At 72.6% G+C, this 23,519-nt stretch carries 19 protein-coding genes and 2 pseudogenes; 3 read left to right on the top strand and 18 right to left on the bottom strand.

Annotation, left to right across the window (positions count from 1 at the left end; translation table 11 throughout):
* Position 1: 1 nt before the first annotated feature.
* From secD to Q3W71_RS21070, 8 genes and pseudogenes are all read right to left on the bottom strand, one after another.
* Positions 2-1,900, bottom strand: a complete 1,899-nt coding sequence (gene secD / locus Q3W71_RS21105; RefSeq protein WP_302921109.1) for a protein translocase subunit SecD — start codon at positions 1,898-1,900, stop codon at positions 2-4.
* Positions 1,901-2,157: 257 nt separating this feature from the next.
* Positions 2,158-2,499, bottom strand: coding sequence for a preprotein translocase subunit YajC (gene yajC / locus Q3W71_RS21100; RefSeq protein WP_302921108.1), 342 nt, complete (start codon positions 2,497-2,499; stop codon positions 2,158-2,160).
* 139 nt (positions 2,500-2,638) lie between these two features.
* Entirely contained in the window at positions 2,639-3,685 is a 1,047-nt protein-coding gene (gene ruvB, locus Q3W71_RS21095) for a Holliday junction branch migration DNA helicase RuvB (RefSeq protein WP_302921456.1), read from the bottom strand.
* Positions 3,686-3,694: 9 nt separating this feature from the next.
* Positions 3,695-4,393, bottom strand: a pseudogene (locus tag Q3W71_RS31025) (LAGLIDADG family homing endonuclease); the annotation flags it as partial.
* Between the two features lie 117 nt (positions 4,394-4,510).
* Positions 4,511-4,717 (bottom strand): annotated as a pseudogene (locus Q3W71_RS21085) (Holliday junction branch migration DNA helicase RuvB); the annotation flags it as partial.
* On the bottom strand, positions 4,714-5,316 hold the full coding sequence (gene ruvA, locus Q3W71_RS21080; RefSeq protein ID WP_088994853.1) for a Holliday junction branch migration protein RuvA: 603 nt from the start codon (positions 5,314-5,316) through the stop codon (positions 4,714-4,716). The gene ruvA and the pseudogene Q3W71_RS21085, both read right to left, overlap by 4 nt.
* On the bottom strand, positions 5,313-5,840 hold the full coding sequence (ruvC, locus tag Q3W71_RS21075) for a crossover junction endodeoxyribonuclease RuvC (RefSeq protein WP_302921107.1): 528 nt from the start codon (positions 5,838-5,840) through the stop codon (positions 5,313-5,315). Before ruvC ends, ruvA begins: the two co-directional genes overlap by 4 nt.
* Before the next feature lie 155 nt (positions 5,841-5,995).
* Complete coding sequence (locus Q3W71_RS21070) at positions 5,996-6,274, bottom strand: DUF1905 domain-containing protein (RefSeq protein ID WP_302921106.1); 279 nt, start codon at positions 6,272-6,274, stop codon at positions 5,996-5,998.
* A gap of 214 nt (positions 6,275-6,488) precedes the next feature.
* On the opposite strand from Q3W71_RS21070, the gene Q3W71_RS21065 reads away from it, so the two are divergent.
* A complete protein-coding gene (locus Q3W71_RS21065; RefSeq protein WP_302921105.1) occupies positions 6,489-7,271 on the top strand; it encodes a 3-hydroxybutyrate dehydrogenase in 783 nt (260 codons plus the stop codon).
* A 14-nt stretch (positions 7,272-7,285) separates the two neighbouring features.
* Positions 7,286-9,205 (top strand): helix-turn-helix domain-containing protein, encoded by a 1,920-nt coding sequence (locus Q3W71_RS21060; protein ID WP_302921104.1) that lies wholly within the window; start codon positions 7,286-7,288, stop codon positions 9,203-9,205.
* A gap of 82 nt (positions 9,206-9,287) precedes the next feature.
* On the opposite strand, the gene Q3W71_RS21055 is transcribed toward Q3W71_RS21060, so the two are convergent.
* Together Q3W71_RS21055 and Q3W71_RS21050 are read right to left on the bottom strand one after the other, a co-directional pair.
* Entirely contained in the window at positions 9,288-9,896 is a 609-nt protein-coding gene (locus Q3W71_RS21055) for a TetR/AcrR family transcriptional regulator (protein ID WP_302921103.1), read from the bottom strand.
* Between the two features lie 11 nt (positions 9,897-9,907).
* Positions 9,908-11,473: an MFS transporter gene (locus Q3W71_RS21050; RefSeq protein ID WP_302921102.1), complete on the bottom strand. Its 1,566-nt coding sequence runs from the start codon at positions 11,471-11,473 to the stop codon at positions 9,908-9,910.
* 539 nt (positions 11,474-12,012) lie between these two features.
* Here Q3W71_RS21050 and Q3W71_RS21045 point away from each other — a divergent pair.
* Positions 12,013-12,603 carry a hypothetical protein gene (locus tag Q3W71_RS21045; protein WP_302921101.1) on the top strand — a complete coding sequence of 197 codons (591 nt, stop codon included), beginning with the start codon at positions 12,013-12,015 and terminating at the stop codon, positions 12,601-12,603.
* Positions 12,604-12,676: 73 nt separating this feature from the next.
* Here Q3W71_RS21045 and Q3W71_RS21040 read toward each other — a convergent pair whose 3' ends face one another.
* From Q3W71_RS21040 to dnaE, 8 genes are all read right to left on the bottom strand, one after another.
* On the bottom strand, positions 12,677-13,693 hold the full coding sequence (locus Q3W71_RS21040) for a branched-chain amino acid ABC transporter permease (protein WP_302921100.1): 1,017 nt from the start codon (positions 13,691-13,693) through the stop codon (positions 12,677-12,679).
* On the bottom strand, positions 13,690-14,571 hold the full coding sequence (locus tag Q3W71_RS21035) for a branched-chain amino acid ABC transporter permease (RefSeq protein WP_302921099.1): 882 nt from the start codon (positions 14,569-14,571) through the stop codon (positions 13,690-13,692). Before Q3W71_RS21035 ends, Q3W71_RS21040 begins: the two co-directional genes overlap by 4 nt.
* 7 nt (positions 14,572-14,578) lie before the next feature.
* On the bottom strand, positions 14,579-15,832 hold the full coding sequence (locus Q3W71_RS21030) for an ABC transporter substrate-binding protein (protein WP_302921097.1): 1,254 nt from the start codon (positions 15,830-15,832) through the stop codon (positions 14,579-14,581).
* 45 nt (positions 15,833-15,877) lie between these two features.
* Positions 15,878-16,570, bottom strand: a complete 693-nt coding sequence (locus tag Q3W71_RS21025; RefSeq protein WP_302921096.1) for an ABC transporter ATP-binding protein — start codon at positions 16,568-16,570, stop codon at positions 15,878-15,880.
* Positions 16,557-17,318, bottom strand: a complete 762-nt coding sequence (locus Q3W71_RS21020) for an ABC transporter ATP-binding protein (RefSeq protein ID WP_302921095.1) — start codon at positions 17,316-17,318, stop codon at positions 16,557-16,559. Before Q3W71_RS21020 ends, Q3W71_RS21025 begins: the two co-directional genes overlap by 14 nt.
* A gap of 276 nt (positions 17,319-17,594) precedes the next feature.
* Complete coding sequence (locus Q3W71_RS21015; RefSeq protein ID WP_302921094.1) at positions 17,595-18,632, bottom strand: aminotransferase class V-fold PLP-dependent enzyme; 1,038 nt, start codon at positions 18,630-18,632, stop codon at positions 17,595-17,597.
* Between the two features lie 156 nt (positions 18,633-18,788).
* Positions 18,789-19,685, bottom strand: a complete 897-nt coding sequence (locus Q3W71_RS21010) for a hypothetical protein (RefSeq protein WP_302921092.1) — start codon at positions 19,683-19,685, stop codon at positions 18,789-18,791.
* Positions 19,686-19,919: 234 nt separating this feature from the next.
* Positions 19,920-23,453 carry a DNA polymerase III subunit alpha gene (gene dnaE, locus Q3W71_RS21005; protein WP_302921091.1) on the bottom strand — a complete coding sequence of 1,178 codons (3,534 nt, stop codon included), beginning with the start codon at positions 23,451-23,453 and terminating at the stop codon, positions 19,920-19,922.
* Positions 23,454-23,519 lie beyond the last annotated feature (66 nt).

The raw sequence follows: 23,519 nt of genomic DNA, 5'->3' as shown, positions 1-23,519 counted from the left end.
CTCAGGCCTCCTTGGCACGCGGGTTGCGGGGCGTGGCCTGCTGGGTCCGGGCGGGCAGGGCCCGGCCCAGTCCGCTGACCCGCGGGGACAGGAACGCCCGCGTCCGGGCGAACATCGTCATGATCGGGTGGCGGAACAGGAAGACCACGACCAGGTCCAGCACGGTGGCCAGACCGAGAGCGAACGCGAAGCCCTTCACCGTGCCGACCGAGACGATGTAGAGCACCACGGCCGACATGAGGGTGATGGCGTTGGCCGAGATGATCGTCCGCCGGGCCCGGATCCAGGCACGCGGCACGGCGCTGCGCGGGCTGCGGCCCTCCCGGATCTCGTCCTTGAGCCGCTCGAAGTAGATGACGAACGAGTCCGCCGCCACACCGAGCGAGACGATCATGCCGGCGATGCCGGCGAGGGTGAGGGTGAAGCCGATCTGCCGGCCGAGCACCACCAGCGCGCCGAAGACCAGCAGCGCCGAGAGGATCAGGCTCAGGAAGATCACCGAGCCGAGCAGCCGGTAGTAGAAGAACGAGTAGATGATGACCAGCAGCATGCCGATGCCCGCCGCGAGCAGGCCGGCCCGCAGGTGGCTGGCGCCCAGGGTGGCGGTGACGTTCTGCTGCTCCTGCGCCTCGAAGGTCAGCGGCAGCGCGCCGTAGCGCAGCTGGCCGGCCAGCTCGCTGGCGTCCTTCTGGTTGAAGCTGCCGGTGATCTGCGAGTTGCCGGTCAGCACACCCTGGATCTCGGGCGAGGAGACGATCTCGTTGTCCAGCACCACGGCGACCCGGCACTTGCCGTCCTGCCCCAGCGCGGTCGCGTCGCAGGCGCCGCCCTCGTTGTTGAACGCCTCGCGGGTGAGGTTGGTCCACTTCTCCTGGCCGTCGCCGGTGAAGTCGAGGCTGACCACCCAGGCGCTGGTCTGGTCGAGTACCGCGTTGGCGTCGCTGACGTCGGTGCCGAGCACCTTGGCCACGTCGAGCAGGTACTTCGCGGCGCCGTCCTCGCAGGCCACGACCTGCTGGTTCGGGTCGGAGATCGACGCCGGCGGCCGGTCGTCGAGCTGGGCGCAGCTGATCTGCGGCACGTTGAACTGCATCGTCGCCGGCAGCACCGCTACCTCGCGCGGGGTGAGCGAGGCGAACGGCTTGAGCTTCTCGGCCAGCGACGGGTCGGCGCTCAGGTCGGCCGGGCCCTGCAGGCCGCTGGCGGCGGCCCAGGCGGCGGCGCCCACCTTCTGCTCGACCGCCTTGCGCTGCTCCTCGACGCTCTGCGGCACCGGGGCGGCGCTGGCGCTGGGCGACGGCGCGGCCGCGCTCGGCGAGGCGGACCCGGACGGGGTCGCGCTCGGCGCCGGGGCGGAGCCGCCCTGGCCACCGGCGCTCGGGGAGGTGGTCGCCTTCGGCGCGCTGGCCGACGGCGTCGGCGTGGCGCTACCGGACGGCGCCGGGCTGGCGCTGCCCGACGGCGCCGGGGTGGCGGCCGGTGCGGCGGCCGCGCCACTGCCGTCGGCGGCCTTGAGCAGCTTGCGGAAGCGCAGCTCGGCGGCGCTGCCGACCTCGGTCAGGTCCCGGTTCTCACCGGGCAGGGAGATCACGATGTTCCGGTTGCCCTCGGTGACCACCTCGGCCTCGGCCACACCGAAGGCGTTGACCCGGCTCTCGATGATCTGGCGGGCCTCCTCCAGGTTCTCCGCCGTCGGGGCCCGGCCGTCGACGGTGTTGGTCGCCTCCAGCGTCAGCCGGGTGCCGCCGACCAGGTCCAGGCCGAGCCGGGGCTCGAGCCGGTCCTTCAAGCCGCCGCTGGCGCCGCCCGAGAAGAACACCAGTAGGTAGAGGACGACGAAGATGAGCCCGAGCACGGCCAGCTGCCGTCCGGGGCGCATCTGTCCCTGAGGTGGTGCCACGGCTGTCCTGTCTCCCTGTAACGGTCGCGCCGCCGGGCTGCGGCGGCGGGTGTCGGGCCGGGGTTCCGGCCGACGGGCCTGAGGGGTCGGCACCGGGCCGGCACGCCACCACGGCGGCCGACGAGGTCGACCGGTCGCGGTCACGTGCCGACGCCCGGCGTCGACCCGACTATCCAGTTTTCACGTCACGTCCGCAGCCCCGCCCGGCGTGACCCGCCGGCGCGCGGCGAACCCACCCCCCGGTCGGGGCGGACGGATCACTCCTTGACGGCGTCCGCGTCCTCGACGGTCTCCTCGACCGGGCGCTCCGCCTGGGTGACCACCCGGGCGATCGCCGGGCGGGCGTACCGGGTCTGCACACCGGGCGCGACCTCCAGCAGGACGGTGTCGTCGTCCACCCCGGTGACCGTGCCGTAGAGCCCGCCGATGGTGACCACCTCGTCACCCGGGGCGAGGGCCCGCTGCATGGCCTCCGCCTCGCGGCGGCGCTTCTGCTGGGGGCGGATCATCATGAAGTACATGACACCGAAGAGCAGGACGATCATCAGGATCGGCGTGAGACCGCCGGCACCTCCGCCGCCCTGTGCTGCATAAAGCACGGTTACAGACCTTCCCATTGGCCTCCGGCTCGGTACGAGGGGCACCGGAGCGGAGGCGGATTCTCACGTCCTGTACAGACCGCGGCGAGTCTAATCCCTGCACCTGGGAACGCCGAATGCGGCACAGATCACGTTCGCATCACGGCTGATCGGACTGCACGGAGAACAGATCGGGCGCGGGAGGGGCATCGGTGCCAAATGTACCATTCGGTGGCGTACGCCCCAGATGCCGCCAGGCAGCCTCGGTGGCCACCCGCCCGCGGGGCGTACGGGCCAGCAGACCGGCTCGCACCAGGAACGGCTCGCAGACCTCCTCGACCGTGTCCGGCTGCTCCCCCACCGCCACGGCCAGCGTGGAGAGCCCCACCGGGCCGCCCCGGAACGAGTCGACCAGCGCGGTCAGCACCGCCCGGTCCAGCCGGTCCAGGCCGAGCGCGTCGACGTCGTAGACGGTCAGCGCCGCCCGGGCGGTCTCCAGGGTGACCACGCCGTCGGCCCGGACCTCGGCGAAGTCGCGGACCCGGCGCAGCAGCCGGTTGGCGATCCGGGGGGTGCCCCGGGACCGGCCGGCGATCTCGGCGGCCCCGTCGTCGGTGATCGGCACGCCGAGGATCCGCGCCGAGCGGTGCAGCAGCGTCTCCAGGTCGGCCGGGGAGTAGAAGTCCAGGTGGGCCACGAAGCCGAACCGGTCCCGCATCGGCCCGGTCAGCAGGCCGGACCGGGTGGTCGCGCCGACCAGGGTGAACGGCTCGACGTCCAGCGGGATGGCGGTGGCCCCCGGGCCCTTGCCGACCACCACGTCGACCCGGAAGTCCTCCATGGCGCTGTAGAGCAGTTCCTCGGCCGGCTTGGCGATCCGGTGGATCTCGTCGATGAAGAGCACGTCGCCCTCGGCGAGACTGGTCAGGATGGCGGCCAGGTCGCCGGAGCGCTCGATCGCCGGGCCGCTGGTCACCCGGATGCCCGAGCCCAGCTCGGCGGCGACGATGTTGGCCAGGGTGGTGTTGTGGACGACGAAGTCGTTCACCGTGAAGGTGTGGTCCCCGTCGACCGTCAGACACCGGCACTCGTGCAGACCGGCGGGCTCCACAGCGGTCACCCGGTCGGCCGCCAACCGCTCCTCGAAGCGGTCACGGCGCGGACTCCACTCGGCGAGTCGCGCGCCGCGCTCGCCGATGACCGTCACTCGCTCGACGAACCGGGCCACATCGTCTTGACTCGTGATGCTCAACCGCCAGGACTCGTGCGGCCTGCCCTGGTAGCGGCCGCGCTTGAGCTTGAGCCGGGACTGGACGCCCAGCCGGAGCAGCAGGTGCTGAACGTCCTGAAGCAGCCCGCGGGACACGCTGTAGTACTCGACGACCAGGTCGTAGCGGTCGCCCCCGCGCCGGCTAACGGTGCCGTCGCAGGCGAAATACGCGGCGAGGAAGGCCCCCACCTGCCAGCGGTCGCCACGGTAGACGAATTGCGGTACGCGCTTCTGCCATGCGTTCTTGTCGATCAGTTCGTGCTCCGCCAGCCATGGCCGGAGTCCGGACACGCGAACCAGCTCACTACGGGCACTGTTCGGCCTACTGGTGTGGGGGTGACCGAGGCGGTCGCACACCGCCCTGAAGTCCGCCAGGACCGCCTCGTCGCCGCTGGTGAAGGTCACCTGGTTGGTCGTGCAACCGTCCCCGATGAGGTACCCCGCCAGCCGGAACTCATCGGCATCCTCGGTCCCGTCGGAGATCAGCTCCGGACACAGGACGTTCGCGACGGAGTCGCGGTCCGTGAGGTCACCCGCCTTGACCCAACCGTCCGGAGTCCAGAAGGGGTGGTCCGGTGCGGCAACGACCTCCCGTCCGCTGGCCGTCCGGATCCGAACCGAATCCAGTTCGCCCTGTTCATGCACCGCGGTCACCGTTGCACCCTCGCCCGTACGGGTGATGACCCGGTCTCCCACGACGATGTCGCCCAGCCGACGACGGGTACCGTCCTCCAGCAGTACCAGGGCATCGACCGAGACCGGTTTACCCAGGCCGGGCGGCCCCGACAGGAGGATGTGGTCCGGCGGGCTGCCGCGGCGCATCGCGCCCTTGAGCAGCAGGTCGAGCTGGTCGCGCACCCGGTGCTGGGCGATGAACTCCTCGAGCCGCTTCGGCCGGACGCTGGCCTCGGCGTCCCGTTCCGCGTCGTTGACGTACGCCGAGACCAGACCGCCGTCGGGACCGGTCATCGGGTCCGGCCCAGCAGCCGGATGGCCTGCTTGAGCAGGACCGGCACGGGCGGGGTGTCCCCGTCCACGGTCTCCGCCACCGCGGCCACCGCCTGGTCGGCCTGGGCGGCCGTCCAGCCGAGCCCGACCAGCGCCTGGCGGACCTGCTCGGGCCAGGCCCCGCCGGTCACCCCGGCCGCGCCGTCGGCGCCCACCGGGACCGGGCCGATCCGGTCGCGCAGCTCCAGCACCAGCCGTTCGGCGCCCTTCTTGCCGATGCCGGGCACCCGGGTCAGCGCGGCGGTGTCGGCGTTGGCGATGGCCTTGCGGACCGCGTCCGGGGTGTGCACGGCGAGCACCGCCTGGGCCAGCCGGGGGCCGACCCCGCTGGCCGTCTGCAACAGCTCGAAGAGCTGCTTGGCGTCGTCGTCGGCGAAGCCGTAGAGGGTGAGCGAATCCTCCCGGACGACCAGGCTGGTGGCCAGCCGGGCCGGCTGGCCGACCCGCAGGTCGGCGATCGTGGCCGGGGCGCAGTGCACCGCCAGCCCGACCCCGCCGACCTCGATCACCGCCTGGTCCGGACCGGTCGCGGTCACCACGCCGCGCACGCTGGCGATCATCTGGCTCCTCCTCGTCGTACCCGGTCGGCCGCGGCGGCCAGCTTGGAGCGGGTACCGCCGCGCCACACGTGGCAGATGGCCAGGGCGAGGGCGTCGGCGGCGTCGGCCGGCCGGGGCGGCTCGGGCAGCCGCAGCAGCCGGGTGACCATGGCGGTCATCTGTGCCTTGTCCGCCTGACCGGAACCGGTCACCGCGGCCTTCACCTCGCTCGGGGTGTACGTCTGCACCGGCAGCCCGGCGCGCGCCCCGGCCAGCACGGCGATCCCGCTGGCCTGGGCGGTGCCCATCACGGTGCGCACGTTGTGCTGGCTGAACACCCGCTCCACGGCGACGCTGTCCGGCCGGTGCTCGGCGACCAGGTCGGTCAGCGAGCGGTCCAGGTGCAGCAGGCGCACCGGCAGCTCGTCGGCCGGGTCGGTGTAGACGACGTAGTAGGCGACCAGGGTGCACTGGCGCCCGGGCAGCCCTTCGACCACGCCGACCCCGCACCGGGTCAGCCCCGGGTCGACGCCCAGCACCCGCACGCCGCCTCCTCCCCCAGCCGTCAGCAGTACGTGTGTTCGACACCCTACTGGGGCCCGGGAACCGGTGCCCCGCGGGACACGCCGGGACGCGGCCCGCCACCGGAAATCCGGCGGCGACGGGCGGGCCGGGCGTCCGGTTCCACGGTCGCCGGCGGTCACATCCGGGCCCGGTCCACCTCGATGGCGACGGTCACCGGGTCGCCGTCGTCCTTGCCCGCGCGGATCCGGGCCGGCACCGCCAGGAGCCAGCCGGCCCTCCGGTCCCGCCAGACGCTGGTCGACCAGGTGCGGCCGTCCACGGTGGCGGTCACCGGCACCCGGCCGAACGGCCCGGCCGCGTCCGGCGCGTGGGCCTCGGGCACGGGCGCGAACACCCAACCACCCGGGCCGGACCACCGGACCAGGGTCGCCTCGAAGGTCGGCGTCACCGTCATCCCCACCTCCGCCCCGACGGCCCTCACGGTCGGTCGCCCCGGTGCGGCGCGACCCCACCGCCGCTGAATCTGCCACGGCCCCCCGACATTCCGCCCGCCTCCGCAGCTCAGGGACGCGGAAGCGAGGAGGCGCGGCGGCCCACACAACTTGGCCGTCGAGTATGTGTCGCCACCCCATGTGCGCCCGGCCACACAGCTCGTAACTTCTTGCGCCATGACGGCAGAACCCGTGGCGGTCCCCCACGTCGTGAACGTCGACCTCGCCGGTCGCACCGCGCTGGTGACCGGGGGCGGCAGTGGCATCGGACGGGCCTGCGCCCTGCGCCTGGCGGCGGCCGGCGCGGCGGTGCTGGTGGTGGATCGCAACGTCGAGGCGGCCAAGGCGGTGGCGGCCGAGGTCGGCGGCCGGGCCGAGGGCATCGACCTGGCCGACGCCGAGGCGGTGGACCGGCTCGACGCGGACGTGGACATCGTGGTGAACAACGCCGGGTTGCAGCACGTCGCCCCGGTGGCGGAGTTCCCCACCGACCGGTTCGCGTACCTGCACCGGGTGATGGTGGAGGCGCCGTTCCTGCTCATCCGCCGGGCGCTGCCGCACATGTACGCGCAGGGCTGGGGCCGGATCGTCAACATCTCCTCGGTGCACGGGCTGCGCGCCTCGCCGTACAAGGCGGCGTACGTGTCGGCCAAGCACGCGCTGGAAGGGCTGTCGAAGGTGGTCGCGCTGGAGGGCGCGGCGCACGGCGTGACCGCCAACTGCGTCAACCCGGCGTACGTGCGCACCCCCCTGGTGGAGAGCCAGATCGCCGACCAGGCGGCCAGCCACGGCATCCCCGAGTCCGAGGTGATCGAGAAGATCATGCTGGCCCGCGCCGCGATCAAGCGCCTGATCGAACCCGAGGAGGTGGCGGAGCTGATGGCGTACCTCTGCTCGCCGCCGGCCGCGTTCATCACCGGCGCGTCGATCGCGCTCGACGGGGGCTGGACGGCGAGCTAGTGGCGAGCCGCACAATGTCGGTCATGTCGTCGCCGGTGGAGTACCTGGAGCTGCTCGCGCGGGAAGCGGCCGCGGTGGAGTTCGAGGGGCCGCTGGTCGCCGCCCGCGCCGCCGGCCTCTCCGCCGAGCGGCTGGCCGAGCTGGAGCAGGCCAAGACCGTGGCGCTGCGGGTCCGCGCGCTGCTGGAGCGGCGGCGGCGCCGGGAGACCGAGCTGTCCGGGCTGTACGACACGGTCAGCGACCTGGCCGGGCTGCGCGACCTGGACGACGTGCTGCGGGCCATCGTGCACCGGGCGCGCAACCTGCTCGGCGCCGACGTCGCCTACATGACGCTCAACGACGAGGAGCGCGGCGACACCTACATGCGGGTGACCGACGGATCGGTGTCGGCCCGGTTCCAGCGGCTGCGGCTGCCGATGGGCGCCGGGCTCGGCGGCCTGGTGGCCCAGTCCGGCGCCCCGTACGTGACCGCCAACTATCCCGAGGACGACCGCTTCCACCACACCGGGGAGATCGACGCGGGGGTGGGCGAGGAGGGCCTGGTGGCCATCCTCGGGGTGCCGCTGCGGCTCGGCTCGACCTCGATCGGCGTGCTCTACGCCGCGAACCGCTCGGCCCGCCCGTTCGCCCGGGAGGAGGTCGCGCTGCTGGTCTCGCTGGCCGCGCACGCCGCGGTGGCGATCGACACCGCGCGGCTGCTCGCCGAGACCCGGTCGGCGCTGGAGGAGCTGTCGGCGGCCAACACCACCATCCGGGCGCACAGCAGCTCGGTGGAGCGGGCCGCCGCCGCGCACGACCGGATGACCGCGCTGGTGCTGCGCGGCGGCGGGGTGGAGGACGTGGCGGCGGCGGTGACCGAGGTGCTCGGCGGGGCGCTGCTGGCGCTGGACGCCGAGGGCCGGCTGCTGGCCCGGGTCGGCGAGATCGAGGAGCCGGACCGGGCGGACATGGTGGAGGCGATCGCCGCGTCGCGCACCGAGGGGCGCAGCGTGCGCCGCGGCTCGCTCTGGTACGCCGCGGTGGTGGCCGGCGCGGAGAACCTGGGCGCGCTGGTGCTCCGCCCGGACGACGACCTGGTCGACGCCGACCAGCGGATCCTGGAGCGGGCCGCGCTGGTGACCGCGCTGCTGCTGCTGTTCCGGCGCACGGTCGCCGAGGCGGAGGGGCGGGTCCGCGGCGAGCTGCTGGACGACCTGATCGCCCGGCCGCTGCGGGACACCGACGCGCTGCGCAGCCGGGCCCGCCGGCTCGGGGTGGACCTGGACGCGCCGCACGTGCTGGTGGCGGTCGGCGACGACGCGATCGCGGCGACCGGCTCGGCCCGGCAGCGGGTGCTCTCCTGGGCCACCACGTACGCATCGACCCGGGGCGGGCTGGCCGCGGCGCGGGACGGGCGGGTGGTGCTGATGCTGCCCGGCACGGACGCCGGCGGCAGCGCCCGGGCGGTGGCCCGGGACCTGTCCCGGGTGACCGGCCGGCCGGTGACCGCCGGGGCGAGCGGCCCGTCCACCGGGCCGGCCTCGCTGGCCACCACCTTCCGGGAGGCGGACCGCTGCCTCACCGCGCTCGGCGCGCTGGGCCGGGCCGGGCAGGGCGCGAGCACCGCCGAGCTGGGCTTCGTCGGGCTGCTGCTCGGCGCGGTCGGCGGCCAGGGCGACCAGGACGTCACCCGGTTCCTGGAGGCCACCGTCGGCCCGGTGGTCGACTACGACGCGCGGCGCGGCACCGCGCTGGTCAGGACGCTGGAGGCGTACTTCGGGGTGGGCGGCAGCCTGGCCCGGGCCGCCGAGCTGCTGCACGTGCACGTCAACACGGTCACCCAGCGGCTGGAGCGGGTCGGGCAGCTGCTCGGCGCGGACTGGCAGAAGCCCGAGCGGGCCCTGGAGGTGCAGCTCGCGCTGCGCCTGCACCGCCTGCGGACCCCCGCCGGCTGACGGTGGCGCCGCCGGCGGGCGGTGGCCACCGGCCGGCGGACCCCCGTCGGCTGGGGGGTGACGCCGCCGGTGGGCGGTGCCGTCAGCGAGCGCGGATGCCCTCCAGCACGCCGTCGACGACCCGCTCCGGCAGGCCGGCGTCGTCGAGGTCGGGGTGCCAGCGCAGCACCCGCTGGATGAGCATCGGGCCGGTCAGCATCGCCATGGTGACCTCGATGTCGAGGTCGGGGCGGAGCTCGCCGGTGCGGATCCCCCGGCGCAGCACCTCGCGCATCAGCGCCCGGCGCGGCTCGATGATGCTCTGGTAGAGCTGGTACTCGTCCGGGCTGCGGTTCACCCGCGGCACCAGGCAGGGCATGATCCGCGCCGCCCGCGGGTCGATGTGGTGCCCGACCGCGCTCACCAGCACCACCAGGTCGTCGCGGATCGACCGGCCGGCCGGCGCCGGCGGGTTGCCCTTGAGCCGGCGCAGCGCGTCGGTCAGCAGGGCGTCCTTGCCCGGCCAGCGGCGGTAGATGGTGGCCTTGCCGACGCCGGCCCGGGCCGCGATCGCCTCGATCGAGATCGTCTCCACCGAGTTGCCCTCGGCGAGCAGGTCCAGGGTGGCCTCGACGATCGCCTCGTCCGCGCGGACGCTCCGCGGTCGCCCGGGCGACCGCGGAGCATCGGCGGCGGAAGTCATGTCGGACATTGTCGCCGACCCTAGGCGGTCCCGGCCAACTCGGGCTCCCCGGCGGGCGCCGGCGCGGCCGGGGCCGCCGAACGGCCGGGCATCCACCGGGCCACCACCAGCAGACCGGCGGCGGCCGCCACCGCGGCGAGCACCGCTGCCCAGTGCATCGCGGTCACGAAGGCGTCGTTGGCCACCGCGATCAGGTGCGGCGCCGCCGGGCCGAGCTGGCCCGCCGCGGCGTACGCCCCGGAGATCGACTCGCCGGCCGCCTGCTGCGCCCCGGCCGGCAGGTCCCGCAGGGCCGGCTCGACGTCGCCGCGGTAGACCGCGGAGAGCACCGAACCGAGCACCGCCACGCCGAGCGCGCCGGCCACCTGCCGGATGGTGTTGCTGACCGCCGAGCCGACCCCGGCCTTCTCCCGGGGCAGCGCCGACATGATCGACTCGGTGGCCGGCGGCATGATGTTGGCCATCCCGACGCCCTGGAGGAAGAAGAAGACCAGCACCACCCAGATCGGGGTGGTGGCGTCGATGAACGCGAACGCGCCGAGCGCCACCGCGGTGAGCGTCAGGCCGACGGCGGCGACCGCCTTGCCGCCGTACCGGTGCACCATCGCCGCGCTGCGCGGGGCGAAGAAGAGCTGGGCGGCGGCGAACGGCAGGAAGAGCAGGCCGGTCTCCAGCGGGCTGTAGCCGCGGACCAGTTGCAGGTAGAACGAGCTGAAGAACATCACGCCCATCGCGGCGAAGAAAACCAGCCCGACCAGGGCCACCGGCGCGGCGAAGCGCGGCACCCGGAACAGCCGGACGTCCAGCGACGGGTGGTCGCTGCGCCGCTCGTGCGCGACGAACCAGGCCAGCACCGCCAGGCCACCGGCGATCGAGGCCCAGACCACCGGCCGGCCGAACCCGTGCTCGCCGCCGTCGATGATCCCGTAGGAGAGCGCGACCAGGCCGACCACCGAGAGCAGCACGCCGAGCACGTCCACCCGGCCGGGCTTCGGGTCCCGGGACTCGGGCACCAGCAGCGCGACCAGGACCACGCCGAGCGCCACCACCGGCACGTTGATCAGGAAGACCGAGCCCCACCAGTAGTGCTCCAGCAGCGCGCCGCCGAGCACCGGGCCGATCGCCACGGCCAGGCCGACCGCGCCGGCCCAGACACCGATCGCCCGTCCCCGCTCCCGCGGGTCGAAGACGTTGGAGATGATCGAGAGCGTCACCGGCATGATCGCCGCGCCGCCGACGCCCATCAGCGCGCGGGCGGCGATCAGCTGCGCCGGGCTCTGGGCGTACGCGGACAGCAGCGACGACAGGCCGAACAGCACCAGCCCGATGAGCAGGAAACGCTTGCGGCCGGCCCGGTCGCCGAGCACGCCGAAGGTGAAGAGCAGGCCGGCGAAGACCAGCGTGTAGGAGTTGATCGCCCACTCCAGCTCGCCCTGGCTGGCGCCGAGGCCGTGCACCGGGTCGGCGAGGGTGCGGAGCGCGACGTTGAGGATGGTGTTGTCCAGGACGACGACGAGGAGGCTGATCACCAGCACCCCGAGGATCGCCCACCTCCTCGGGTGTCCGGTGTTCTCGTGCGGTGGCATCGGTGGCGTTCTCCCCCCGGTTGCCCGTGCCGAAATTACGATACGGGTCAGACTCGTAACTGGGGTCAGCGTAGGCGCTCCGCTAACGATACGGAACCGTTCCGTATCTTATGTGTCCGCCGTCACCATCGGGCGGCCGGTCCCGATAGGGCTGCGAGGTTCGGGCGCGATCGTCCGGTTCGGCGGTGTGACCGGCTGCATCCCCCGCGCGGAATCGCGGCCGGTCGCGGGGCGTTACACCATGCGTACGGCCGAGCACGGGCACGCCACGCGTGACCCGCCCCGGAATGACGGCGGCCCGCCGGTCGTTACATCCCCCGACGATCGCAGCAAGGGCCCGCGCGCCACGCCGGATGCGGGTCCCCGGCCCCGGAATGATGCCGGGCCGGCGGTCGTTACACATGGTCCCGGCGCCCCGAGGCATCCCCCGCCAGCGGCACGCGCCGGTTCTTTCCCCCGATTCTCCTGAGCGCCTGATGGTGCTTGCGCCGGTCCGATCCCCCTCGGTACGGGCGTCAACCCCCGAATGGAGCTTCGTGATGAACACGATCATGCGTAAGAGCGTTCTCGGTATCGCTGGTCTCGCCGTCGCCGGTGGCCTCGCCGCCGGCCCGCTGAACCACGCCGACACCACCCCCGCCACGACCGGTCCGGCCGCTGTCGCGATGGTCGAGGCGGGCAAGCCGGACATGGCCAAGCTGATCCCGCACGGTGTGCAGGGTGAGCAGTCGCGGATCGACCTGAACGACGAGCAGGTCGACAACGTGAAGGCGATCATCGCGGCGACGAAGAAGTCCGGCATGGACGAGCGGGCCGCCGTGGTGGCCATCGCCACCGCGTTGCAGGAGTCGAAGCTGGAGAACCTGGGCCACCTGGGTGAGCGCAACGACCACGACTCGCAGGGCCTGTTCCAGCAGCGCCCGAGCTCGGGTTGGGGCACGGTCGAGCAGATCACCGACCCCGAGTACTCCACCATGGCGTTCCTCAAGGGCCTCAAGCAGGTCGACGGCTGGCAGGACATGCCGCTGACCGAGGCCGCGCAGACGGTGCAGGTGTCGGCCTACCCGTTCCACTACGCACAGTGGGAGCAGCAGGCCGCCGACCTGGTCGCCGAGCACTGGAACAGCTGACAACCGAACATGAAGGACCGACCGCTGGCCGGCACCCGTTCCGGGTGCCGGCCAGCGGCGTTGTCGGAGCCGGTCAGCGCCGGCGCGACGCCCACCAGCGGTGGGCCAGGGCGGCGACGCTGCCCCAGATGCCGCGCCGGAACAGCAGCACGACGAGGACGAAGATGCCGCCGGTGACCAGGCCGATCGTCTCGAACCCGGAGAACGACAGCCAGTCCTCCAGGCGCACCACGATGGCCGCGCCCAGCACCCCGCCCCAGAGCGTGCCGATCCCGCCGAGCACCACCACGATGACCGCCTTGCCGGAGGTGGTCCAGTGCAGCACCTCGAGCGAGACGAACCGGTGCCCCACCGCGAACAGCCCGCCGCCGAGCCCGGCGATGAAGCCGGAGAGCACGAACGCGGTCAGCTTGTAGCGGTGCACCGGATACCCGAGCGCGCGGGCCCGGGCCGGGTTGTCGCGGATGCCGACCAGCACCCGGCCGAACGGCGAGTGCACGATCCGCCAGGCGGCGAGCAGGCCGAGCAGCACGATCGGCAGGATCGCGTAGTAGAAGTAGTAGTCGTCGCTCAGGTCCAGCCCGAACAGCTCGCGGGGCACGCCCTGCAGGCCGTTCTCGCCCTGGGTCACCGACCGCCACTCGTTGGCCACGTAGTAGACCATCTGCGCGAAGGCCAGCGTGACCATGGCGAAGTAGATGCCGGTCCGCTTCACCGCCAGGTAGCCGATCGGCACCGCGAGCAGCGCCGCGGTGAGGGCGCCGGCGAGCACCGCGGCCGGGAAGGGCAGCCCGACGTGGATCGCCACCAGGCCGGTGACGTACGCGGAGGTGCCCCAGAACGCGGCGTGCCCGAAGGACATCAGCCCGGTGAAGCCGAGCAGCAGGTCCACGGCGACCGCGAACAGCGCCCAGCAGAGGATGTCCACCGCCACCGCCGGGTAGAGCCCGTTGGGCAGCCAGAACGCCACCAGCAGCCCGGCGGCCAGCAGCGCGTACCGGAGCCAGCGGGGCGCGCGGGCCACGGTGAGCAGCCCGGACGGCGCGGCCGGGCGGGCCGCGTCGGCCGGGGTGTCCACGGTGCTCGTCATGCCGGTGCCTCCTCACGGCCGAACAGCCCGGCCGGGCGCCAGAGCAGTACCACGGCCATCACGATGAAGACGATCGTCTGCGACACGATCGGGAACTGCGACAGGTACGCCTCGCCCCACGCCTGCACCAGCCCGATGCCGAAGCCCGCGGCGACCGAGCCGAAGATCGAGCCCAGCCCGCCGATCACCACCACGGCGAAGACCACGATGATCAGGTCGGCGCCCATCAGCGGGTTCACCGCCCGCATCGGCGCGGCGAGCACGCCGGCCAGCCCGGCCAGGCCGATGCCGAAGCCGAAGACCGGGGTGACCCAGCGGCCGACGTTGATGCCGAACGCCCGGGTCAGCTCGGGCCGCTCGGTCGAGGCCCGGACCACCATGCCGATCCGGGTGCGGGTGAGCACCCACCAGACGCCGACGCAGACGGCCACCGCGAAGCCGAGGATGAACACCCGGTAGGTGGGGAAGTCGAAGATCCCGAAGTCCACCGAGCCGCTCAGCGCCGACGGGGTGGCGTACGGGCTGGACTGCACGCCGTACCGGAGCTTGACCAGGTCCTGCAGGATCAGCGTCAACCCGAAGGTGAGCAGGAAGTTGTAGAGCGGGTCGAGCCGGGTGAGCCGGTGGATGAACGCCCGCTCCAGCGCCATGCCGAGCAGGCCGAGACCCACCGGCATGATCGCCAACGCCGCCCAGAACGGTACGCCCGCCTCGCTGAGCAGCACGTACGCGCCGAAGGCGCCGAGCATGTAGAACGCCCCGTGGGCGAAGTTGACCACTCGCAGCATGCCGAAGATGACCGCGAGCCCGAGGGCGAGCAGGGCGTAGAACGCCCCGCTCACCAACCCGTTGAACGTGTTCTGCAGGAAGCCGGTCATCGGCCCGTCACATCTTGCACGCCGACGACGGGGCGGCGAAGGCCTCGGCGGCGGGGATGGTCTTGAGCACCTTGACGTAGTCCCACGGCTCGGAGACCTCGGACTGCGGCTTCACCTGGGCCAGGTACGCGTCGTGGATGACCCGGTGGTCCTCGGCGCGGATCTTGCCGTTGCGCAGGAAGACGTCGTTGACCTCCTTGCCCTCCAGCCCCTTGACCACCGTGTCGGCGTCGTCGGTGCCGGCGGCCTGCACGGCCTCCAGGTACTGCATCGCGGCGGAGTAGTTGGCCGCGTGCGCGAAGGACGGCCGGGTGCCGGTCTCGGACTGGAACCGGTCGGCGAACTCGCGGTTCTGCTGGTCGAAGTTCCAGTACCAGGCGTCGGTGTAGGTGGTGCCGGCGAGCGCCGCCGGGGTGAGCGAGTGGATGTCGGTGATGAACATCAGGCCGACCGCCAGGCCGACGCCCTTGTCCCGCAGCTTGAACTCGTTGTACTGCTTGACCACGTTGACCAGTTCCGCGCCGGCCTGCATGGTGCCGAGCACCTCGGGCTTCGGGTTGAGCGTCGGCGCCTTGAGCAGGAACGTGGAGAAGTCGCCGCTGGTGTTCGGGAACGGCGCGCCGTCCTTGCCGACCACCTTGCCGCCGGCGGCGGTGATGGCGGCCGAGAAGCTCTTCTCCATGTCCTGGCCGAAGGCGTAGTTCGGGTAGAGGATGTACCAGTTCTTGCCCACCTGCTCGGTGGTCGTCTTACCGGTGCCGTTGGCCAGCATGTAGGTGTCGTACGCGTAGTGGAACGTGTACTTGTTGCAGCTCTTGCCGGTCAGGTCGGTGGTCGCCGCGCCGATGTTGAAGTAGAGCTTCTTCTTCTCCTTGGCCACGTCGGCCACCTTCAGCGCGGCCGACGAGGTGGGCACGTCCAGGATCAGGTCGACGCCCTTGCGGTCGTACATCTCCTGGGCCTTGCTGTTGGCGACGTCCGGCTTGTTCTGGTGGTCAGCGGTCTCCACGGTGATGTCCTTGGTCACCGCGTCGTCGCCGTGCTTGGCCTTGAAGTCGGCCACCGCCATCTCCACGGCGGTGACCGAGTTCTTGCCGGACAACTCCGAGTACGCGCCGGACTGGTCGTTGAGCACGCCCAGCACGATCTTGCCCCCGGTCAGCTTCTCGTCGCCGCCCGACTGGGGTCCACCGCCGCCGCAGCCGGCGACCAGCATCACCGCCGCCGCCGAAGCGGCGGCCACACCCACCGTCCTACGCATGCCCGATCCTTTCGTCCGCGCCGGGCGCGGTGTCCGTTGTCGACATCAGATGCCGAGGTACGACAGGAGCTCGCGCTCCCGCGACCGCACCTCGGAGTTGTCCATCGCCTCCGCGATCCGCCCCTCGGCCAGCAGGTAGTGCCGGTCGGCGACACCGGTGGCGAAGTGCAGGTTCTGTTCCACCAGCAGCACGGTCACCCCGTGCCGCTTGGCCTCCCGCAGGAGGTCGCCGACCTGCTGCACGAGCAGCGGCGAGAGCCCCTCGGTCGGTTCGTCGCAGAGCAGCAGCCGGGCGCCCATCCGCAGCACCCGGGCCAGCGCGAGCATCTGCTGCTCACCGCCGGAGAGCATGGTGGCGGCCGAGTCCCGCCGCTCGTAGAGCGCCGGGAACGCCTCGTACACCCGCTCCAGCGACCACGGGTCGGGGCCCACGGTGGGCGGCAGGGTGAGGTTCTCGGTAACGGTGAGCGTGGCGTAGCTGCCCCGGTCGTCGGGGACCCAGCCGAGCCCGAGCCGGGCCCGCCGGTGCGCCGGCAGCCGGCCGACGTCCCGGCCGTCCAGCTCCACCGTGCCGCGCTGGCCGGCGTGCAGCCCCATCACGCAACGCAGCAGGGTGGACTTGCCGGCGCCGTTGCGGCCGACCAGGGTGACCACCTCGCCGGCCTGGACCTCCAGGCTGACCTCCCGCAACACCTGCGCCTCGCCGTACCAGGCGGACAGGTTCTCAATGCGCAGCATCGGCGGCTCCCAGGTAGGCGGTGATCACGCGCTCGTCGGCGCGGACCTCTTCGTACGGGCCCTCGACGAGGACCTTGCCGGCCTGCAGGACGGTCACCGTGTCGGCCAGCCGGCCGACGACGCTCATGTTGTGCTCGACCATCACCACCGTCCGGCCCTGCCGGACCCGGGCGATCAGGTCCACGGTGCGGTCGACGTCCTCCAGGCCCATGCCCGCGGTGGGCTCGTCGAGCAGCAGCACCTTCGGGTCCAGGGCGAGCGCGATGGCCAGCTCCAGGGCCCGCTTGCGGCCGTACGCGAGCGCCTCGGCGGGCGCCTCGGCCAGCTCGGCCAGCCCCACCATGGCGAGCAGTTCGGTGGCCCGGTCGGTGTACCGCCGCATCAGCGCCGACGAGCGCCAGAACCGCCAGCCGAGCCCGCTCGGGCTCTGCAACGCCAGCTCGACGTGCTCCCGGGCGCTGAGCTGCGGGAAGAGGCTGGTGATCTGGAACGAGCGGGCCACGCCGAGGCGGGCCACCCGCTCCGGGGGCAGCCCGGTCACGTCCCGCCCGGCCAGCTCGATCCGCCCGCCGCTCGGCTTCAGGAAGCCGGTGAGCAGGTTGAACAGGGTCGTCTTGCCGGCGCCGTTCGGGCCGACCAGCGCGTGCACGCTGTCCGGCGCCACGTCCAGGTCGACGCCGTCGACCGCCCGGAAGCCCCGGAAGTCGCGGGTCAGCCCGCGAGCCGACAGGAGCGCTTGCCCGGCCATCGCACAACCTCCGCAGGTCTGGCGCGACGGGCCCGGTCGGTGACCGTGGTCACATGGCCGTCGCGTTCAGGAAACCTACGGCGGGGTGTGTGAGTCGAGCCATGTCGATGACCCACATATTCCCCGGCGTCGAACCGGGTGCGTGCACCACCTCGGGCCGCCCCGACCCGGACCGCGGGCCATCGAGGGTGATCAGTAGCTCGGCCGGTGGCGCTCCGGCATGTGGCGTACCCACGGCGAGCGCCGCGGGAGCGTTCCCGTCAGCCCGTCAGCCCGTCAGCCGGTCAGCGCGTCCAACGCCAGGTCGACGTCGTCCGTGGTGGAGTAGAGGTGGAACGAGGCGCGGACCCGGCCGGCCCGCACGGCGGCCCGCACCCCGGCCCGCTCCAGCCGCTCCCGCGCGCCGGGCACCTCGACGGTGACGATGGCGCTCTCCCCCGCCGGGCGGCCGAGCCCGGCGAGGAACCGGTTGGCCAGCGCCACGTTGTGCGCATACACGGCGGGCACCCCGATCTCGGTGAGCAGGTCGAGGGCGGGCGCGGTGCCGACCCAGCTGAACCAGGCCGGGGAGATGTCGAACCGGCGGGCGTCGGCGGCCAGCCGCAGCGGCGGCCCGTAGTAGGAGGCGTGCGGGTCCTCGCCCGCGTACCAGCCGGCGGCGTCCGGGCGCAGCCGGTCGCGCAGGCCCGGGGCCAGGTAGGCGAAGGCGGTGCCGCGCGGCGCCATCAGCCACTTGTACGCGCCGACCACCACCGCGTCGGCGCGGGCCGCGTCGAACGGCAGCCAGCCGCAGGCCTGGGTGGCGTCCACCGCCACCAGCGCGCCGTGCGCCCGGGCCGCGGCCACGATCTCGTCGTACCGGGCCACCGTGCCGTCGGCGGACTGCACCAGGCTGAACGCGACCAGGTCGGTGCCGGCGTCGATGGCGTCGACCAGCCCGCCCAGCGGCACGGTGCGCACCCGCACCCCGCGCTCGGCCTGCACCAGCCAGGGGAAGAGGTTGGAGGTGAACTCGACCTCGGGCACCACCACTGTCGCGCCGGCCGGCAGCGCCGCCGCGACCGGCGCCAGCAGCTGCGACACCACGCTGCCGATCGCGACGTCCGCGACCGGCACCCCGACCAGGTTGGCGAAGGCGGCCCGGGACCGCTCGGTCGCCTCGCCCCAGCCCTCCCACGAGGTACGCCCCACCCGCCAGTCGGCCAGTGCCTCCTGCACCGCCGCCCAGGCCGGCTCGGGCGGCAACCCGTAGCTGGCGGTGTTCAGCCATCCCGGCTGCGGCTGCCACAACTTCTGCGCCTGCTCGATCTCCACCCCGTCGACGCTAGCCACCACCGCCGCCCGGCGGCACGGCCAATCCGCGGCTCGCGGCCCCGGGTCGACCGGCCGGCGTGGCCGCCACCGGCGGCGCCCACCGGACGGACCGCCGTGCCGGCGCCCGGGTCCCGGCGGGACGGGGCTGGGCGGCGGTCAGGCGGCGGCGCGGAGGGCGCGCAGGGTGCGGCGCACCTCGTCGACCACCCGGTCCAGCGGCCAGCGGGCGAGGTCGGCCAGCGGGTGCTCGGCGCGCAGCCGGCGCAGCACCGCCAGCCCGACCAGGTAACCGCAGCGCTTCGGCAGGTCGCCGGCGAGCGGCGAGTCCCGCATCAGGAAGTACGGCGCGTGGTGCTCGACGTCGGTGGCGTCCAGGTCGGCGCCGATCCGGTCGAGGATCTCCGGCCAGCGGCGCCGGCAGGTGTCCAGCCAGGTCCGGAAGCCGGGACGGCCGAACCAGAGGTACTCCTCGTCGGTGCGGCCGGGCGCCGTCTCGGCCGAGACCTGGGTGGCCAGCCCTTCGGTGAACAGCGCGTTCGCCACCCCGTGCGGCGGCCAGTCGCGGATCGCGGCGAGCCGGTCGTGCAGCACGTGCGCCGCCTCGTGCAGCACCAGCAGCCGGTCGTCACCCGGCGGGCCGAGCTGCTCGACGGCGAGGAAGAGGGCGAACCGGCCGTCGAGCCGGTCCGCCCAGCCGTTGGCCCGGTGTAGCCCGACCAGCACCACGCAGTCGACCGGGTCGCCGTCGGCCGTCCAGTCCAGCGCCCCGGCGACGGCCCGGATGCCGTCGGGCAGCAGCGCGCGTACCGCCGCGGACCGGGCGGCGAGGTCGGCGCCCTCGTCGCGGAGCCGGACCAGGACGTCGCCGAGGTCGTCGGGGCGCGACCACTCCCCCGCCTCGTCGAGCGCGGCGAAGACCCCGGGGTGCCGGTCGAGGTAGCGGGACCGCCAGAGCGCCGGCCACCGCTCGGCCGGTACGCCGTCGCAGGCGCGCAGGCAGGCCAGGAAGTCGGGCACCAGGTCCCGGACCCGCACCAGATCCGTCGAGAGCACCTCCCGATCTTGCCCGATCCCGGCCGGCCCCACGCGCCGGCCCGCCGCCTGCCCCCGCCCGAAGCCTGCCCCGGGCCCTTTCGAGCTGCCCCATCAACGGGGGCAGCGGCCGAGAAGCGGCCAGGACCGCGCTCGAACCAGGAGGTGGTGGCTTCCCCGGGACCGGAGGCTACTACTTCAGGGATGTAGTGCGATCTCGGGCGGCGGACAGGGCAACAGGACGGGTGAGCCGCGTCAGCTCACGTTGGCCGGGCCGAGGACGCTCTTCAGGTCGGCCATCAGCGCGGTGGTGGCCGCCACCCGGAACGGGCCCAGCCGCAGCGTGGTGGTCCGGCTGCCGTTGAGCAGCTTGACGTGCACCTCGGCGTCGCCCGGGTGCAGCACCAGGGTCTCCTTGAGCCGCTCGACCAGCGGCGGGGTGCACCGGGTCACCGGGATGGTGAGGGTGACCGGCTTGTTGGCGGCGCTGCTGCTGACGTCCGGCATGGACATGTCCATCGCCATGATCCGCGGGGTGTCGTCGCGCCGGTCGACCCGCCCCTTCACCACCACGATGGCGTCCTCGGCGATGTACTGCCCGATCACCTCGTAGGTGTTGGGGAAGAAGAGCGTCTCCACCCCGCCGGCGAGGTCCTCCAGGGTGGCCGAGGCCCAGGCCCGGCCCTGCTTGGTGACCCGCCGCTGCACCCCGGAGAGGATGCCGGCGAGGGTGACCACCGCGCCGTCCGGGACGGTGCCCTCCTCCGACAGCGCGGCGATGGTGCAGTCGGCGGCCGCGCCGAGCACGTGCTCCAGGCCGAACAGCGGGTGGTCGGAGACGTAGAGGCCGAGCATCTCGCGTTCGAAGGCGAGCTTGTCGCGCTTGTCCCACTCCCCGTCGCCGATCACCGGCATCACCGTGGTGCTGCCACCGGTCTCCGCCTCGCCGAACCCGGCGCCGAAGAGGTCGTACTGGCCGACGGCCTCCTTGCGCTTGACGTCGGCGTACGCGTCGATGGCGTCCGCGTGCACGGCGAGCAGGCCCTTGCGCGGGTGCCCGAGCGAGTCGAACGCCCCGGCCTTGATCAGCGATTCGATGGTCTTCTTGTTGCAGACCACCGCGTCCACCTTGGACAGGAAGTCGTAGAAGTCGGTGTAGGCGCCCTTCTCCTCGCGGCACCGCATGATCGCGGCGACCACGTTCGCGCCGACGTTGCGGATGGCCGCCAGGCCGAACCGGATGTCCTTGCCGACCGGGGTGAACGGCCCCGCCGAGGTGTTCACGTCGGGCGGCAGCACCTGGATGCCCATCCGGCGACACTCCGACAGGTAGAGCGCCATCTTGTCCTTGTCGTCACCGACGGAGGTGAGCAGCGCCGCCATGTACTCGGCCGGGTAGTTGGCCTTGAGGTAGCCGGTCCAGTACGACACCAGCCCGTAGCCGGCGGTGTGCGCCTTGTTGAAGGCGTAGTCGGCGAACGGGACCAGGATGTCCCAGAGGGTCTGGATGGCCTCGTCGGAGTAGCCGTTGGCCCGCATGCCGTCGCGGAACGGGATGAACTCCTTGTCGAGGACCTCCTTCTTCTTCTTGCCCATCGCCCGGCGCAGCAGGTCGGCCTGGCCGAGCGAGTAGCCGGCGAGCTTCTGCGCGGCGCGCTGCACCTGCTCCTGGTAGACGATCAGGCCGTAGGTGGGGCCGAGGATCTCCTCCAGCGGCTCGGCCAGCTCCGGGTGGATCGGGGTGATCTCCTGGAGGCCGTTCTTGCGCAGCGCGTAGTTGGTGTGCGAGTTGGCGCCCATCGGGCCGGGCCGGTAGAGCGCCAGCACCGCGGAGATGTCCTCGAAGTTGTCCGGCTTCATCAGCCGCAGCAGCGAGCGCATCGGCCCGCCGTCGAGCTGGAATACGCCGAGCGTGTCGCCGCGGGCCAGCAGCTCGTACGTCGGCTTGTCGTCCAGCGGCAGCTTGAGCAGGTCGACGGTGGTGCCGTGGTTGGAGGCGATGTTCTTCAGCGCGTCGTCGATGATGGTGAGGTTGCGCAGGCCGAGGAAGTCCATCTTCAACAGCCCGAGCGACTCGCACGTCGGGTAGTCGAACTGGGTGATGATCGCCCCGTCGGCGTCCCGGCGCATCAGCGGGATGTGCTCGATGATCGGCTCGGCGGACATGATGACGCCGGCGGCGTGCACGCCGGTCTGCCGGATCAGCCCCTCGATGCCGCGGGCGGTGTCGATCACCTTGCGCACGTCCGGGTCGGACTCGTAGAGGCCGCGGATCTCGCCGGCCTCGGCGTAGCGCGGGTGCTTCGGGTCGAAGATGCCCGACAGCGGGATGTCCTTGCCCATCACCGCCGGCGGCATCGCCTTGGTGATCCGGTCGCCCACCGCGTACGGGTAGCCGAGCACCCGGGCCGAGTCCTTGATCGCGGCCTTCGCCTTGATGGTGCCGAAGGTGGCGATCTGGGCGACCTTGTCCTCGCCCCACTTCTCGGTGACGTACCGGATGACCTCGCCGCGCCGGCGCTCGTCGAAGTCGATGTCGACATCCGGCATGGAGACCCGCTCGGGGTTCAGGAACCGCTCGAAGATCAGGCCGTGCGGCAGCGGGTCCAGGTCGGTGATGCCCAGCGCGTACGCCACCAGCGAGCCGGCCGCCGAGCCACGGCCCGGGCCCACCGCGATGCCCTGGCTCTTCGCCCACTGGATGAAGTCGGCGACCACGAGGAAGTACGACGGGAAGCCCATCTGGATGATGACGCCCAGCTCGTACTCGGCCTGCTTGACGTGGGTCTCCGGGACCCCCTCGGGGAACCGGCGGGCCAGCCCGGCGAAGGTCTCCTTGCGGAACCAGGACTCCTCGGTCTCGCCCTCGGGCACCGGGAAGCGCGGCATCAGGTTGCGGAACTCGAACATCCCGGTCGGGTCGACCCGCTCGGCCACCAGCAGCGTGTTGCGGCAGCCCTCCAGCCACACGTCGGAGCCATCCACGCCGCGCATCTCGTCGGCGGACTTGATGTAGTAGCCGCTGCCGCCGAACTTGAACCGGTTCGGGTCGGCGATGTTGCTGCCGGTCTGCACGCAGAGCAGCACGTCGTGCGACTCGGCCTGCGCCTCGTGGGTGTAGTGCGAGTCGTTGGTGACCACCGGCGGGATGCCCAGCTTGCGGCCGATCTCCAGCAGCCCGTCGCGGACCCGCTTCTCGATGTCCAGGCCGTGGTCCATCAGCTCCAGGAAGTAGTTCTCCCTGCCGAAGATCTCCTGGTACTTCGCCGCCGCCTCCAGCGCCTGCGCGTCCTGGCCCAGCCGCAGCCGGGTCTGCACCTCGCCGGAGGGGCAACCGGTGGTGGCCATCAGCCCGTCGGCGTACTCGGCGATCAGCTCGGCGTCCATCCGCGGCCACTTGACGAAGAAGCCCTCGGTGTACGCCCGGGAGGTCAGCGCGAACAGGTTGTGCAGGCCGGTCTTGTTCCGCGCCCAGATGGTCTTGTGCGTGTAGCCACCGCTACCGGAGACGTCGTCGCTCTTCTGCTCCGGGCGCCCCCAGCGCACCCGCTGCTTGTGGAAGCGCGACTCCGGCGCCACGTACGCCTCGATGCCCAGGATCGGGGTGACGCCGGCCGCCATCGCCTGCTTGTAGAAGTCGTGCGCGCCGTGCATGTTGCCGTGGTCGGTCATCGCGACCGCCGGCATCCCCTGCCGGCTGACCTCGGCGAACAGATCCTTGAGCCGGGCGGCTCCGTCGAGCATCGAGTACTCCGTGTGCACGTGCAGATGCGCGAACGAATCGCCCATGCGGAGCGCCCCCCCGGGGTCGGATCATGGGATGGTCGAGGTCGGTCCGCTTACCCTATCCCCGCC

The sequence above is a fragment of the Micromonospora sp. C28SCA-DRY-2 genome, assembly GCF_030519475.1.
In the GTDB taxonomy this organism is placed as follows: Bacteria; Actinomycetota; Actinomycetes; order Mycobacteriales; family Micromonosporaceae; genus Micromonospora.
Note: the sequence above shows the minus strand (reverse complement) of the source record. Positions and strands in the feature narration are given on the sequence as shown.